Raw genomic sequence first — 14,425 nt, 5'->3', positions numbered from 1 at the left:
GACGGAGGGGCCGCTCCTCGCGCGGCCCGCCGGAGGCCCGGGGCGGCGTCCGGCGGGCCCCCGGTGAGCGCTTCCGAGGCCGTCACGGACGCACTGCGCGAGCTCCACGGACGTTTCGCCGGCGTACGCGACGGGCGGCGCGCCACCTACATCCCGGAGTTGGCCGGGTCCGACCCCGACGACTTCGGGCTCGCCCTCGTCAGCATGGACGGGCACTCCTACAGTGCGGGTGCGGCGGACACCCCCTTCACCCTGCAGTCGGTCTCCAAACCCTTCGTCTACGCCCTCGCGCTCGCCTCCCTCGGCCTCGACGAGGTGGGCCGCTGGGTGGGCGCAGAACCGAGCGGCGAGGCGTTCAACGCCATCAGCCTGGAACCCGGCACCGGCAGGCCGGCCAACGCGATGGTCAACGCCGGCGCCATCGTCACCACCGCCCTCGTCCCCGACAGCCGCGAGGCGCCCGCCTTCCAGCGCATCCTGACCTGTCTGAGCCGGTTCGCCGGGCGGAGGCTGGATGTGGACGAGGACGTGTACGCCTCCGAGGCCGCGACCGGGGACCGCAACCGGGCTCTCGCCTACCTCATCCGCAGCACGGGGACCCTGCCCGTCGACCCGGTGGCCGCGGCGGACACCTACTTCCGGCAGTGCGCGGTGCGGGCCACCGCCCTCGACCTCGCCGTGATGGCCGCCACCCTGGCGCACGGCGGGGTCAATCCGGTCACCGGGGAGAGGGTTGTCTCCCCGGAGGTCGCGGCGCAGGTCCTGGCGGTCATGGCCACCTGCGGGATGTACGACGGCTCCGGCGACTGGCTGCTGAGGGTCGGGCTGCCCGCCAAGAGCGGTGTGTCCGGCGGGCTGATCGCCGCCGGCCCGGCCCGCTTCGGCCTGGCCGCCTACAGCCCGCTGCTCGACGGCGCGGGCACGTCGGTGCGCGGCCGGGCGGCGCTCGGCGAACTCTCGGAACGCCTCGGGCTCCACCTCATGAGGAACCCGGCGCTGCCCGGTTCCACCGTCACGCTGGTCACCACCGCCGATGTGCTGCCCTCGGCGCCCTCCGGCAGGCGGGAGCGGGCGCTGCACGAGCGCGTGGGTGTCGTCGCCGCACAGGGTGCGCTCGACTTCACCGCCGCCGAGCGCGTGCTGTACGCGCTGGACGAGTCGGGCCCGGAGCAGGCCGGGGCGGTGGTGCTCGACCTGCGGGAGGTGACCGGCGCCGACTCCCTCGCCCTCGCGCTGCTGCACTCCGGCCTGTCCCGGCTCGCCCGGGAGGGGCGGCGCGCGGCCGTCGTCGACCCGGGCGACCGGCTGGGCCCGCCGGATCTGGTCCGGGAGCGGACCGGCCAGGACCTGCCGCGCTTCGCCTCCCGGGAGGAGGCCGTCGAGCACGGTGCGCAGGCCATGGCCGGACCGGGCTGAGCCGGGGGGTGGGGGCGGAGCCTCACATCGGCCCGACGACCGTCTTCCGCTTGTGCGCGTAGACCACCGATGTCCGTACGTCGGCGAGTTCCGGACGCTTCGTCAGCTTGTCCAGGACCACGGCGTGCAGATGGTCGGTGTCCCGGACGGCGACGTGCACCAGGAAGTCGTCGTTCCCGGTGAGGACGAAGAGCGAGATCACCTCGGGCATCCGTTCCAGGAAGGCCTGGAAGGCCTCGATCACCGCTCGCGTCGGCGGGCGGACCCGTACGGCGATGACCGCCTCCAGTCCCCGGCCGATCGCCGCGAGGTCGGCCTCGGCGTGAAACCCCGTCAGGATCCCGCGCTCCCGCAGCGACCGGATCCGCTCCAGGCAGGTGGAGGGCGCGATGCCGAGCGCTTGGGCCATGTCCCGGTTGGTGCGCCGACCGTCCTCCTGAAGCATCCGTACCAACGCCGAATCTAGTTCGTCCACGATCGCCTCGCTCTGTCGATTTCCGAAGATGATTCGGATTCTACGCGGGGTCACTGGTGATCTTGTTAGCCTCCTCCGTGATCGGCCGACGTTGGTTCGGATCTCGGTGTCCGGTGAGGGAGAGAGGCGACTTCAGGTGCATGAGGGAGGGCCCGGTGTGCGGGCGGTGGTCGCGGTCGTGGCTGCCGCGTTGTTCTGGAGCAGTTCGTACGCGGTGACGAAGCAACTGCTGGACGATGTCGGGCCGCTCAGCATCGGCGCGATCAGATTCACCCTGGCGGCCTTGCTGCTGGGCGTCATGGTGCGGCTGCGCCGGCGTCGTCCGGGCCGGCCGGACGCGCGGCAGCGATGGCAGCTCCATCTGAGCGGATTCCTCGGAATCACCGTGTACTTCATCCTGGAGAACGTGGGCGTCGATCTGTCCACGGCGTCCGACGCGTCGCTGATCGTGGCGACCTATCCGCTGATGACGATGCTGCTGGAACTGGTCGTCCTCCGTGCCCGGATGCCGCTGCCGCGCCTTGGGGGCGTGCTCCTGGCCGCCATCGGCGCCTTCCTCGTCGTACGCAACGGTGCCCAGGTGGGCGGGAGTTCACGGTGGGCGGGAGACATCCTGCTGCTGCTGGGCGGGCTGGCCTGGGCCGGCTACAACGTGCTCGGCAAGCGTGCGAGTGCGGGCCGGGACGCCCTGAGCGTCACGTACTACCAGACCCTGGCCGGTGCGGGCGGCTTCCTGGCCGCCTCCCTGCTGGAGGCGGGTGAGTGGCGCGTGCCGGATCTCACCGCCGCGGCGCTGCTCGTCCATCTGGCCGTGGCGTGCTCGGTCGGGGGCTTCCTGCTCTACAACTACGGCCTGCGCAGGATGGCGTCGAGCGTCGCCGTGAACATCCTCAATCTGGTCCCGGTCTTCGGCGTGATCGGCGCCGTCCTGATCAACGGGGAGTCGGTCCGGCCGGCTCAGGCGGTGGGCGGCGCCGTCATCATCGCCGGAGTGGCGCTGGGCATGATCGAGCGGGGGCGGGGCCCCGCGGCGGAGCCGGACGGGCCCGGACCCGCCGTGCCGGCGGCCCCGGGCGTGGCCGGCGGAGCCCGCTAGGGTCTTTCGTTTGGATCAGGCTGGATCAGGGAGCGGGGTCTGGTGCCGTGCATCGCAAGGCGGAGGAGGGAGTCAACGCGGAGCGATTGGGGCCTCCCCGGCTCGAGCGAAGCCGAGAGCTTGGGGAACGACTGACGACAACGCCGCGAGGTGCGGTGCCAGGGCGCGCGAGCCCAGCATGATCCAAACGAGAGGCCCTAGCCCCCTGCCGCCTCCTACCAGATGGCCTCGACCCACTCGGGGTGGTCGATGAACGGGTTCCGGTTGTGCTGGAACCGGTCGAATATGACCTCGTTGCGGTTCTGCTCGAAGCTGTCCGGCGGGTCCTCCTGGCTCCACTGCTTCAGCACGGAGAGCCGCCCGATGTTCGGGGCCGACCCGTTGCTCACGCTGTCGTTCGGCTCCAGGTCGGCGAAGGAGTCGTCGCCCTCGTACCGCACCGCCATGTAGAGGATCATCCGGGCGACATCGCCCTTGACCGCGTCGCGCGGCTCGAAGGAGTCGCCGTCGGTGTAGTTGCCGGGCGCCCCGGAGACGGCGCTGCCGCCGTTGTCGAAGTCCTTGTTGCCGCGGGTGGAGTTGACCTGGACGTCCTCGGGGCGCAGGTGGTGGATGTCGGTGCCGGGGCCGGTCGCGGTGCCGAAGTCGCCGTGGGACTTGGCCCAGACGTGCTCCCGGTTCCAGTCTCCGGTGTCGCCCCCGTTCTCGCTCTTGGACTGGGAGCGGCCCGTGTAGAGGAGGATCACGTTGGAGGAGTTGGCGGGGTCCTCGTCGGTCGCCTTGAGCGCGTCCCAGACCTGGCTGTAGGAGAGTGTCGTCTGCTCGCTGATGATCGAGTGCAGCGAGCTCTTGAGCGCGGTGCCCGTCTTGCCGAGAGCGTCCTGGTAGTAGGTGTCGTCGAGTGTGGCGGCCGGGGAAGACGATCCGGCGGTCGTGGGGGTCGCGGCGGGTGCGGTGGCCGCGACGCCTGTGAGAACGGCGATCGACGCGGCTGTGGCGAGTAGTGGACGCGCGTAGAAACGGCGACGACTGGACATGTGGGGTGTCCTCTCCGGGGTGACGGAACGGTGTCGTGAGGGCCGGACGTTGACTGCTCGGTCGGGAGCCTTCCACACGCACGGTGCCGGTCGTGTGAACGTTGCGTATTCATCATGCGCAGGTCAAGTGACACCTTTTCCGGCCGTGCGGGGGCATCGGATGCGGGGATGTCGCCCCGGCGCGAGAATTGCCGCAAGGACGAGGAGGCGGTATGAGCGAAGAGTCCGAATCCGTATCCGTATCCGTGCCGGAAGTGCGGGGGGTGACCCCTGACCGTCTGCTGCACACCGGAGGCGGCGATCAGCCCACCGCGGAGGATCTGGTGCTCGCCTCCGGGCGGGATCTGACCCCCGAGAGCCTGGAGTGGGCACGGCGAAGGCTGTCCGAGGAGGGCCGCTCCGCCATGGACAAGCGGCTCCCCTAGGACCTCCCCCAGGACCTGTGGGGCCACCACTGTGGCGGGGAGCGTGCGGAGTGCTCCCCGCCACTCGGTTAGCCTGAACGCAATATGAACCGTTTGACGACGTCACAGGGCGAATTCGATCTCGCCCGCTTTCCCGAGAACCCGCGCGACCCGTTCCGTGCGTGGGACGCCGCCGACGAGTACCTGCTGCGGCGGCTGGAGGGAGCGGAGGGGAGCGAACCGGTCCGCCCGGCCGGCACCGTGGCCGTCGTCGGCGACCGCTGGGGCGCTCTCGCCACCGTGCTGGCCGAGCACAGCCCCGTACAGATCACCGACTCGTACCTCGCCCGGCGGGCCACCCAGGCCAATCTGGCGCGCAACGGCGCCGCTCCGGACTCGGTGCGCATGCTGTCGGTCCGCGACACCCCGCCGGACCGCGTCGACCTGCTGCTCGTGCGGGTCCCCAAGAGCCTCGCGCTCCTGGAGGACCAGCTCCACAGGCTCGCGCCCGCCGTGCACGCGGGGACCGTAGTCATCGGCACCGGCATGGTGAAGGAGATCCACACCTCCACCCTCAAGCTGTTCGAGCGGATCATCGGCCCCACACGCACCTCCCTCGCGGTGAAGAAGGCGCGCCTCATCTTCTGCACCCCGGACCCGTCCCTGCCCAGGACCCCCAGCCCCTGGCCCCACCGCTACGACCTGCCCGACGACGTCGGCGTCGTCTCCGGCCGTACGGTCACCAACCACGCCGGGATCTTCTGCGCCGAACGCCTGGACATCGGCACCCGCTTCTTCCTGAAGCACCTCCCGCAGCGGACGGGGCCCGACCGCGTCGTCGACCTCGGCTGCGGGAACGGCGTCCTGGGCACGTCGGCGGCGCTCGCCAACCCCGACGCCACCGTCACCTTCGTGGACGAGTCGTACCAGGCCGTCGCCTCCGCCGAGGCGACCTTCCACGACAACGTGGGAGCGGACGCCAAGGCCGAGTTCGTGGTCGGCGACGGGATGGCGGACATGCCCCCGGCAAGCGCGGACCTGGTCCTCTGCAACCCGCCGTTCCACTCGCACCAGGCGGTCACCGACGCCACGGCCCGGAACATGTTCCACGGAGCGCGAGCCGCGCTGCGCCAGGGCGGGGAGCTGTGGGTCGTCGGCAACCGGCACCTCGCCTACCACACCCAGCTTCGCCGGATCTTCGGCAACTGCGTCACCTTCGCGGGCGACCCGAAGTTCGTGGTCCTGCGGGCCGTCAAGCGCTGACCCGCGTCCGGGGAGGTCGTCCCGGCCCAGCCAGGACGGCACCTCGGGCACCTGCACGTCCCAGGAGGGCGGCGGTCCGGCTCCCGGCTCCACCACCAGCCCCACCGGGGCACAGCCCCACCCCTCCCCGGAACGTACGCACGTGCGGTATGCATGTAGCAGCGCCGGGGCGGCATCCCACGAGTCACGATCTTCCCGGCACGACGACCCGGCCCCGGGGCCCGGTTCCGCCGCCGAACGGGAAGGCACGAGCCGATGAACGACCGAGACCCGGGACTGTTCGGTCCCGGCTCCGTCACGTGGCAGATGCACGGGGACCCCATGATGTGGGTGGCCGGCGTCCGCGCCCTCTGCGTGACCCGCCGGTACCCGCCCTGCTGGTCCCGGCGCGCGCCCTGCTCCGGCGACGCGTGGCCGCCCTCGCCCACGACTCCCTGCCCGCGTACGCCCATGAGCTGTACGGCCGGGCCGCACCGCCCCCGGCGGCGGTCGACCGCCGCCTGCGCACCACGGGAACCGTCCTGCGCTCCGTCCCCGCCCGCCTCCGCCGGCGACTGCCGCCCGGCCACATTGTGAAGGCGATGGCCCGACTCGGCCCGGGAAGCCGACCCGCCCCGTACAAACTCCGCAGACGGGGAGCCATACTGGACGGGCCGGGGAGGGCGCAGCAGCGATAGCGGGCAGCGAAGCAAACGGGGGCGACAACAGGCGATGGCGGACACCAGGCTGATCCAGAGCCGGTACCGGCTGCTCGATCTGATCGGGCGCGGAGGCATGGGCGAGGTGTGGCGCGCGCGCGACGAGTCGCTGGGCCGGCAGGTGGCCGTCAAGTGCCTGAAACCGATGGGACCGCAGCACGACCAGGCCTTCACCCGCATACTGCGCGAGCGCTTCCGCCGGGAGGCGCGGGTGGCCGCGGCACTCCAGCACCGCGGAGTCACCGTCGTCCACGACTTCGGTGAGTCGGACGGCGTCCTCTACCTCGTCATGGAGCTCCTGGAGGGCCGCAACCTCAGCCAGCTCCTGGAGGACAACAAGCAGCACCCGCTGCCGGTGGCCGACGTCGTGGACATCGCCGACCAGGTCGCCGACGCACTCGGCTACACCCACCAGCAGGGCATCGTGCACCGCGACCTCAAACCCGCGAACATCATGCGGCTCGACGACGGTGCGGTGAAGATCTGCGACTTCGGCATCGCCAGGCTCGGCCACGACATCGGCTTCACCTCGCGTCTCACCGGTACGGGCATCGCGATGGGCACCCCGCACTACATGTCGCCCGAGCAGATCAGCGGCGGGGAGGTCGACCACCGCAGCGATCTCTACTCGCTGGGCTGTGTGCTGTACGAAATCGCCACGGGCGTACCGCCGTTCGACATGGACGACGCCTGGGCCGTGCTCGTCGGGCACCGCGACACCGCTCCCGAGCCGCCGCGCACCCACCGGGCCGAACTCCCGAAATTCTTCGACAAGGTCGTCCTCGACCTGCTGGCCAAGACGCCCGGGGGACGACCGGCCGACGCCCGCGACCTGCGGCAGCGCATCGCACTCGGGCGCACCGGTGAGCAGCCGGAGACAGGACAGGTGAGGCTCGCCCCTCCCGTCCCGGTCCAGCACCCCGGTGGCAGCGCGCCCCGGCTGCCCTCCTGGACGCGCGACATGACCACCGGTCACAAGGCGACCGGCGCGGCGTACACGGGCACGGCCGCCATCGACCACGCAGCCGCGCTGACCGGGGCATGGACCACCGGGGCCGCTCATGCTCCCGTCGGGGGACCACCGTCCGGGGGCCGCCCCACCCCGCCGCCCGGGCTGCTCGCCACCCTGGCCGACCGGCACAGCGCGGGACTCGACCTGGCGCGGCTGGGGCACTGGGAGGAGGCCGGCGAGGTACACCGGGCGGTCGCCGGCGAACGCGAACAGGCTCTCGGTCCCGACCACCCCGACACCCTCGCCAGCAGGTACGAGGTCGGATTCACCCTCAGCCGCACCGGACGGGCCGCCGACGCGCTGCGGGAGTTCGCCCGGGTCGCCGACGGCCGCGAACGCACCCTTGGCCCCGACCACCCCGAGACCCTCGCGGCCCGGCAGGAGACGGCGTACGTCCTCGGCCAGCTCGGCCGCCACTTCGAGGCCCACCAGGTCTACGCCTCGGTGCTCGCCTCGCGGGAGCGCTCCATGGGGCCGGAGCACCCCGACACGCTGCGCTGCCGCCACAACCTCGCCTTCAACCTCAGCAGGCTCGGCCGCCTGGAGGACTCGTACCGCATGGCCCGCGAGGTCGCGGCGGCCCGTGGCCGTCTGCTCGGCGCGACGCACCCGGACACCCTGGTCACGCTGTACGAGGTGGCGTACACACTCGGCCGCCTGGACCGCTGGACCGAGGCCCTGCAGACCTACCGCGACGTGGCGCAGGGCCGCGCCGCCGCGCTCGGCCCCGACCACCCCGACACCCTGTCCGCGCGTTACGAGGTGGGCATCAGCCTCGGCAGGCTGGGCCGCAGCGCCGAGGCGCTGGAGCTCTACCGCGCCCTGGTCGACGACCGGACCCGGGCCGGCGGCCCGAACGACCCCGAGACGCTGCGCGCCCGGCACGGACTCGGCGTCAACCTGGGGCGGATGGCGCGCTGGGAGGAGGCGCTCGACGAGTCACGCGAGGTCTGCGCGATCCGGGAACGCACCCTGGGCCCCGACCACCCCGACACCCTGGTCAGCCGTCGCGAGGTGGCCGTGGGGCTGGGCTGGCTCGGCCGCTGGGCCGAGGCGCTCACCGACTACCGCACGGTCGCCGAGATCCGCGACCGTGTGCTGGGCGCCGGCCACCCCGACACCCTCGCCGCTCGCAACGACGAGGCGCACTGCCTGGAACAGCTCGGCCGCAGCACGGAGGCGGTGGACCTCTACCGGCGGGTCGCCGACCTCCGCAGGCAGCGCGGGATGCCGCCGCACTGAACGCGGGACCGGGCGGTGGGGCCCACGGGCCGTCAGGCCAGGCCGCCCCGTACGCGGTAGAGGTCCCGCAGCAGCGCGATCTCCGCTCCGTGGTGCAGCAGCTCCTGGTTGACCCACCACACGGTGTCCAGGAAGGGGTCCTCCGGATCGCTGCCGTACGGATAGGTGCTGTACCCGACCGTGTCGAGGGCCGCGTCGTCGGCGCCGAGCAAGGCCGCACGCCACGCGTCCGCCGACGCGCCGAAATCCGCGAGGGCCCCCGCCGCGTCGCCCACCACGCGGTAGTCCTCCCGGGTGAGGCTGTGGCTCCCCGCCGTGTGATCGGCCCGCAGCGTCAGCAGCTCGCTGAGATGGCTCAGCCGCCACGCGAGGGTCGTGAAGGGCGGTGGCGAAGGATGTGGGAAGGGCGCCGTGTCGCGTCCCCACTCGCCCGCACCGGTCAGGACCGTCGCGCCCCGCCCGGGACCCGCGCTCCGGAGGCGGACCGACCAGCAGTCCGGCACCGGCTCCCACCGGTACTCCTCGTCGGTCAGCGCGGGCACCTCCACGTCCGTGCCGTTGCCGCTGTCCACGAACGGACCCGAGAGCCGTCCGGTGAGCCGTTCGCGCGACTGGTCGAACTGCGCAAGCAACGGGATCAGACGGGCGGGTGCGTTCATGGATTCTCCTGTGCCGGGCGCGGGAAGACGGGTGCGGGCAGCACCCTGCCACAGAGCGCGCCGGGCCCCCACGGGTTTTCGCCGCCCACCCCCGCCCCGCCACGAACCGTGACCCCTGTCCAGAGGCGATCATCCCGTGTTACGAAGGGGCATGCCCGCAGACGAGACGTCCTCACCCGGCACCCCCGCGCACTCCGCCTACGACGCGGTGATCGTCGGCGGCGGCCACAACGGCCTGGTCGCCGCGGCCTATCTCGCCCGCGCCGGGCAGTCCGTACTCGTCCTGGAGCGTCTCGGCAGCACCGGGGGAGCAGCCGTGTCGACCCGCCCCTTCGAAGGGATCGACGCCCGGCTCTCCCGCTACTCCTACCTCGTCTCGCTCCTCCCGCAGAAGATCGTCCGCGAGCTCGGCCTCGACTTCGCCGTGCGGAAGCGGACCGTCTCCTCGTACACCCCGACGGTGCGCGGCGGCCGGCCCACCGGCCTGCTCGTCGGCGGTGACGGCACACGGGAGTCCTTCGCCGCGCTCACCGGCGACGACCGGGAGTACGAGGCCTGGCAGCGCTTCTACGGGATGACGGGCCGCGTCGCCGAGCGGGTGTTCCCCACGCTCACCGAGCCCCTGCCGGCCCGCGAGGACCTGAGGGCACGTGTGGACGACGCGGATGCCTGGCGCATGCTGTTCGAGGAGCCCATCGGCGTCGCCGTCGAGGAGAACTTCGCCGACGACCTCGTCCGCGGAGTCGTGCTCACCGACGCGCTGATCGGGACCTTCGCCGGTGCCCACGACCCGTCCCTGCTCCAGAACCGCTGCTTCCTCTACCACGTGATCGGCAATTCCACGGGGGACTGGGACGTCCCGGTCGGCGGTATGGGCGCGCTCACCGACGCCCTGGCCGGTGCGGCGCGAGCGGCGGGAGCCGAGATCCGTGTGCTGCACGAGGCGACCCGTATCGAGACCGACGGCACCCGCGCCGAGGTCACCGTCCGCTCACCCGCCGGGGAACATGTCGTCGACGCGCGCCGGGTCCTGGTCAACGCGTCGCCGCAGGCGCTGGCCGAGCTCCTCGGCGAGCAGCCGCCCGCCCCCGCCGAGGGCGCCCAGCTCAAGGTGAACATGCTGCTCACCCGGCTGCCGAGGCTGCGTGACCACTCGGTCGACCCGCACCGGGCGTTCGCCGGTACGTTCCACATCGCCGAAGGGTACGAGCAGCTGGCCACCGCCCACCGCGAGGCCGCTGCCGGACGTCCGCCCGGCGCCCCGCCCTCCGAGATCTACTGCCACTCGCTGACCGACCCCTCGATCCTCGGCCCCGGCCTCGCGGCCCGTGGCTACCAGACCCTCACCCTGTTCGGCCTGCACACCCCCGCCCGGCTGTTCGCGGCGAACAACAGGGCGACACGGGAAGCCCTGCTCGGGGCCACCCTGGCCGAACTCGACGCCCATCTCGAGGAGCCCGTCACCGAGTGCCTGGCCCTCGACGCCGAGGGCCGGCCGTGCATCGAGGCGAAGACACCCCTCGACCTGGAGCGCGACCTGAGGCTGCCCGGCGGCCACATCTTCCACCGGGACCTCTCCTTCCCGTACGCCACCGGGGAAACGGGCCGCTGGGGCGTGGAGACCGCCCACCCCAACGTCCTGCTGTGCGGGGCGGGCGCCGTGCGCGGCGGCGGGGTCAGCGGGGTGCCCGGCCACAACGCCGCCATGGCGGCGCTGGGCCGGTGACCGGAGCCCCCTACTGACCGAACACCCCGCGCAGCGCCCCGAGCTTGCGCGGCAGGTCGTACTCGGCGCCGCCCTCGTGACCGTTGTACGGGAACACCTCCAGCTCGGCGGGGCCCGCGTACGCGTGGTACGCCGCGAACACCGTCGACGACGGGCAGATCCGGTCCATCAGGCCCACCGAGAACCACGCCGGGGCCGTGGCCCGCGCCGCGAAGTTGACCCCGTCGAAGTAGGAGAGGGTCTCCATCGCCTCCTCGATCCGGAAGCGGTGCCCGGACAGCCAGCGCGCGATCTCCGCGTACGGCCCCGAGTCCGTGATCTGCGAGCCGCGCCGGAAGTGGCAGAGGAACGGCACATCCGCCACGGCCGCCGCCACGTCGTCACGCAGCCCCGCGACGGCGAGCGCCAGTCCGCCTCCCTGGCTGCCGCCGAGCACCGCGACCCGCGAGGGGTCCACGGCCTCGTGGGCCTTCGCCGCGTCGACCGCGCGCACGGCGTCGGTGATGAGGCGCCGGTAGTAGTGCCGGGACGGGTCCTCGATGCCACGGGTGAGGAAGCCGGGGGAGGAGGACCCATGGCCGTCCGGGCCGAGGTCCGGGGTGTCCGCGGTGTTCTTTCCGCCGCCGCCCTGGCCCCGGTTGTCCATCACCAGATGGGCGTAGCCGAGCGCGCTCCAGGTCAGCCAGGAGTACGGGATGCCCCGGCCGCCGTTGTACCCGATGTACTGCACCACGGCCGGCAGCGGACCCGAGCGGACGCGGGGCAGCATCAGCCAGGCCTTCACCGGCTGCCCGCCCCAGCCGGTGAACGTCACGTCGTACACGTCCACCGTCGCGAACCCGGCGTCGTACGGGACGAACGCGGCGTCCAGGCCGTGACGTGCGCTCTCGTCGAGCGTCTTCTCCCAGAAGGCGTCGAAGTCGGCGGGCTCCTCGGGCTCCGGCCGGTACTCGCGCAGCTTCTCCAGGGGCATGTCGAACAGCAAGGGTCTAGCTCCTCTTCAGGGTGAGGTTCAGGGTCGCGCCGTGCAGCCCGGCCGTCTCCGCGGTGATCCGCAGCCCCCGGCCCGTGGCGCCGGTGCGGACACGGGGATCCGCGTCGGTGACCGTGAGGCCGGGCAGGGCGAGATCGAGCACCACGGAGGGACGCAGCTGCGTCGGATCGGAGAGGGCGACCGTGACCGTCCTCCCGTCCGGGCGCACCAGCACCGAGGCGGGGCCGTCGCTGGTCAGCTCCTGCGCCGTGCCCGCGGTCCAGAAGTTGGCGGCGAGCAGCCCGTCGGCCGGGCGGCGTACGGCGTGCACCGCCGTGGAGCGGGAAACCAGCCGCACCGGAGGCGCCGCCGACCACTGCCGGGTGCGGGCCGCGGAGGCCGCCGGGGCCTGGAGCCAGAAGTAGCCGGCACCGGCGGGGGCCGCGCCGTGGTCCTGCCACAGCGTCAGATAGGGCCGGGTGACCGGGGTGTCCGTGCCGTACTTGAGGTTGATCTCCCGCCAGACCGCCGTGCGCTCCTCACGCAGACCGCGCAGGTCGGCACGCTCGGGGAAGATGTAGCCCCCGGTCCCTTCGAGGTGCAGCCACCGGACCGCGTCGAGCCGCGCCGACCAGTCCGTCCCGGCGGGGGCCGGGCGGCCGTCGACGAGGAGGGCCGCGCCCGGATCACGCAGCTTGCGGTTCTCGACGACCGTCTCCACCGTTCCCGTGTCCGCGTCGATGCCGGAACCGACGCACGCGATCACGTCGTCCAGGCAGAACCAGCTCTTCAGGCCGCGCAGCGTGCTTCCGTACGCCCGCAGCTCCATGCCGTACGCGCCGAGCGTCGTGCCCGGCAGGGCGGTGCCGCCCGCCCAGTCGGCGTCGCTCGTCGTGCGCTGACCCGCGGCGTCCGCCGGCCGGCCGGCGACCACCGTGGTGCCCGGCAGCCGGGTGGCGTCGACGGTGGGCCAGTAGTCCTCGCTGTAGTGGCCGAGGTCGTCGGTGTACAGCAGCACCATGCCGTCGGAGAGGTGCCAGCCGTGCAGGTTCTCGTTCTGGATCGACTCGTAGTTGTAGATGCGGCTCGAGTACGCCGAGATGCCCAGGGCGAACGAGGGCCGGTGGTGCGCCGCCTTGTCCATCCGGGGGTGCTGCTTGTGCGTGACCAGGGGCCCGCGCGCCGGGACGGGCGAACCGATGATCCGCAGCGCGGCGACGAGGGACGCCGGATCGGTGACCGCGAGGAAGTCCCGGTAGGTGTCCTCGGCGATCCACTGCTTGACCAGCGACGTGAAGTCCTCGCCCGTCCCGCCGGGGAAGCCCGGGATCAGCCGCAGCACCGCCTCGATGACCGTCTGCGCCGAGGCGTGGCCCTGCTTGCTGGGCCGGGCGATCTCGCGCCCGCACACCGACGCCATCACATCGCCCCGTGCCAGCAGCGGGTCGAAGCCGTCGAGGACCCAGCCCCGGACGTTGTCGAGTTCGGGGTCGGTGACCGTCCACTCCGTGCCGGCGAGCAGATTCAGCAGCCGGGAGAGGCTGTTGAGCAGCTCCTTTCCGTAACCGCCGTTGTACGGGTGCTTGTAGTGCTGCAGGAACGAGCCGTCCGCGTAGAAGCCCTCCCCCGTGCCCGCCGTGCCGTCCGTACGGTCGTTGAAGGCCAGGACGCTGTTGGCCCCTGAACCCTCGACGTCCGAAAGAGCGTCACGCACCCGGGCCAGGGCGTCCCCGTCGTCACGCAGCACCGCGTTGACGGCGACCACGGTGGAGACCCACACCCGGTTGGCCCCGGTGGCGGTCTGCCGGTCGGCACGCCACAGATTGGGATCGGGGGTGTAGTGCCGCACCGCCGTGGTGATCCGCTCCAGCCGCTCCGCACCGAGTTCGTCGTACAGCAGCACGGACGCGTCGTTCAGCGCGAGGGCCGAGCCGATCTCCCAGTCCCAGTCGTTGTCGAAGCGGGTGTGCCCGGGACCGTAACGGTTCGTCAGCATCCAGTCGACGCCAGCGAGCAGCAGGTCACGCAGAGAGGTGTCACCGTGCTGCGGGGTGCCGGGGACGGCCCACGCGGTCGCGATCGTGGCGAGGCGCTTGAACGAGGTCGTGACGTGGTTGGAGAGTGTCGTGCTGGTCAGATCCTCGAACAGCCCGTCGGTACGGGACGGATCGAGGCCCTTGGCCGCGGTGGTGGCCGCCTTGCCGGTCCGGGCCACGGCCGCCGCGATCCGCTCGTCGCCGAGGTCTAGGCCGGCGCCCCCGGTCAGCAGGGTGTGCCATCGGGCGCGCAGCGCGCCGGCCTCCCCGGCGGCGGCGTGAGCGGCCCCGGGGGTAAGGGTGAGGGGCAGGGTGACGGCCGCGCCGAGCGCCGCCGCCCCGGCCAGGACGGTTCGGCGTGTCGTGCCGGTGCCTGGGTGCATGGTTC

Annotated in this window: 11 protein-coding genes and 1 pseudogene; 7 read left to right on the top strand and 5 right to left on the bottom strand. The window is 72.4% G+C overall.

Annotated elements, in window-relative coordinates; genetic code table 11:
- Positions 1 to 63: 63 nt before the first annotated feature.
- Positions 64 to 1,416, top strand: a complete 1,353-nt coding sequence (gene glsA / locus ACIP63_RS15510; protein WP_401515630.1) for a glutaminase A — start codon at positions 64 to 66, stop codon at positions 1,414 to 1,416.
- A 22-nt stretch (positions 1,417 to 1,438) separates the two neighbouring features.
- Here the strand turns inward: glsA and ACIP63_RS15505 are convergent, their stop codons facing one another.
- Positions 1,439 to 1,891 carry an Lrp/AsnC family transcriptional regulator gene (locus ACIP63_RS15505; protein ID WP_356707269.1) on the bottom strand — a complete coding sequence of 151 codons (453 nt, stop codon included), beginning with the start codon at positions 1,889 to 1,891 and terminating at the stop codon, positions 1,439 to 1,441.
- Positions 1,892 to 2,027: 136 nt separating this feature from the next.
- Here ACIP63_RS15505 and ACIP63_RS15500 point away from each other — a divergent pair, with 136 nt between their 5' ends.
- Positions 2,028 to 2,987, top strand: coding sequence for a DMT family transporter (locus tag ACIP63_RS15500; RefSeq protein WP_401515626.1), 960 nt, complete (start codon positions 2,028 to 2,030; stop codon positions 2,985 to 2,987).
- Positions 2,988 to 3,202: 215 nt separating this feature from the next.
- Here ACIP63_RS15500 and ACIP63_RS15495 read toward each other — a convergent pair whose 3' ends face one another.
- Positions 3,203 to 4,024, bottom strand: a complete 822-nt coding sequence (locus ACIP63_RS15495) for an endonuclease I family protein (RefSeq protein ID WP_401515623.1) — start codon at positions 4,022 to 4,024, stop codon at positions 3,203 to 3,205.
- 212 nt (positions 4,025 to 4,236) lie between these two features.
- On the opposite strand from ACIP63_RS15495, the gene ACIP63_RS15490 reads away from it, so the two are divergent.
- From ACIP63_RS15490 to ACIP63_RS15475, 4 genes and pseudogenes are all read left to right on the top strand, one after another.
- Entirely contained in the window at positions 4,237 to 4,449 is a 213-nt protein-coding gene (locus ACIP63_RS15490) for a hypothetical protein (protein ID WP_401515621.1), read from the top strand.
- Positions 4,450 to 4,533: 84 nt separating this feature from the next.
- Positions 4,534 to 5,691: a methyltransferase gene (locus tag ACIP63_RS15485; RefSeq protein WP_401515618.1), complete on the top strand. Its 1,158-nt coding sequence runs from the start codon at positions 4,534 to 4,536 to the stop codon at positions 5,689 to 5,691.
- Between the two features lie 350 nt (positions 5,692 to 6,041).
- A pseudogene (locus tag ACIP63_RS15480) lies at positions 6,042 to 6,368 on the top strand (DUF2236 domain-containing protein); the annotation flags it as partial.
- Positions 6,369 to 6,402: 34 nt separating this feature from the next.
- Complete coding sequence (locus ACIP63_RS15475; protein WP_401515616.1) at positions 6,403 to 8,643, top strand: tetratricopeptide repeat protein; 2,241 nt, start codon at positions 6,403 to 6,405, stop codon at positions 8,641 to 8,643.
- 32 nt (positions 8,644 to 8,675) lie between these two features.
- Here the strand turns inward: ACIP63_RS15475 and ACIP63_RS15470 are convergent, their stop codons facing one another.
- Positions 8,676 to 9,302, bottom strand: coding sequence for a DinB family protein (locus ACIP63_RS15470; RefSeq protein ID WP_401515613.1), 627 nt, complete (start codon positions 9,300 to 9,302; stop codon positions 8,676 to 8,678).
- Positions 9,303 to 9,453: 151 nt separating this feature from the next.
- Here ACIP63_RS15470 and ACIP63_RS15465 point away from each other — a divergent pair, with 151 nt between their 5' ends.
- Positions 9,454 to 11,028, top strand: coding sequence for a phytoene desaturase family protein (locus ACIP63_RS15465; protein WP_401515610.1), 1,575 nt, complete (start codon positions 9,454 to 9,456; stop codon positions 11,026 to 11,028).
- A 10-nt stretch (positions 11,029 to 11,038) separates the two neighbouring features.
- Here the strand turns inward: ACIP63_RS15465 and ACIP63_RS15460 are convergent, their stop codons facing one another.
- Positions 11,039 to 12,013, bottom strand: a complete 975-nt coding sequence (locus ACIP63_RS15460) for an acetylxylan esterase (RefSeq protein WP_401515608.1) — start codon at positions 12,011 to 12,013, stop codon at positions 11,039 to 11,041.
- Positions 12,014 to 12,017: 4 nt separating this feature from the next.
- Positions 12,018 to 14,420 carry a polysaccharide lyase 8 family protein gene (locus ACIP63_RS15455; RefSeq protein ID WP_401515605.1) on the bottom strand — a complete coding sequence of 801 codons (2,403 nt, stop codon included), beginning with the start codon at positions 14,418 to 14,420 and terminating at the stop codon, positions 12,018 to 12,020.
- Between the last annotated feature and the right edge of the window lie 5 nt (positions 14,421 to 14,425).

Source organism: Streptomyces sp. NPDC088746 (assembly GCF_044751065.1).
In the GTDB taxonomy this organism is placed as follows: Bacteria; Actinomycetota; Actinomycetes; order Streptomycetales; family Streptomycetaceae; genus Streptomyces.
This window is presented reverse-complemented; position numbering and strand designations above follow the sequence as displayed.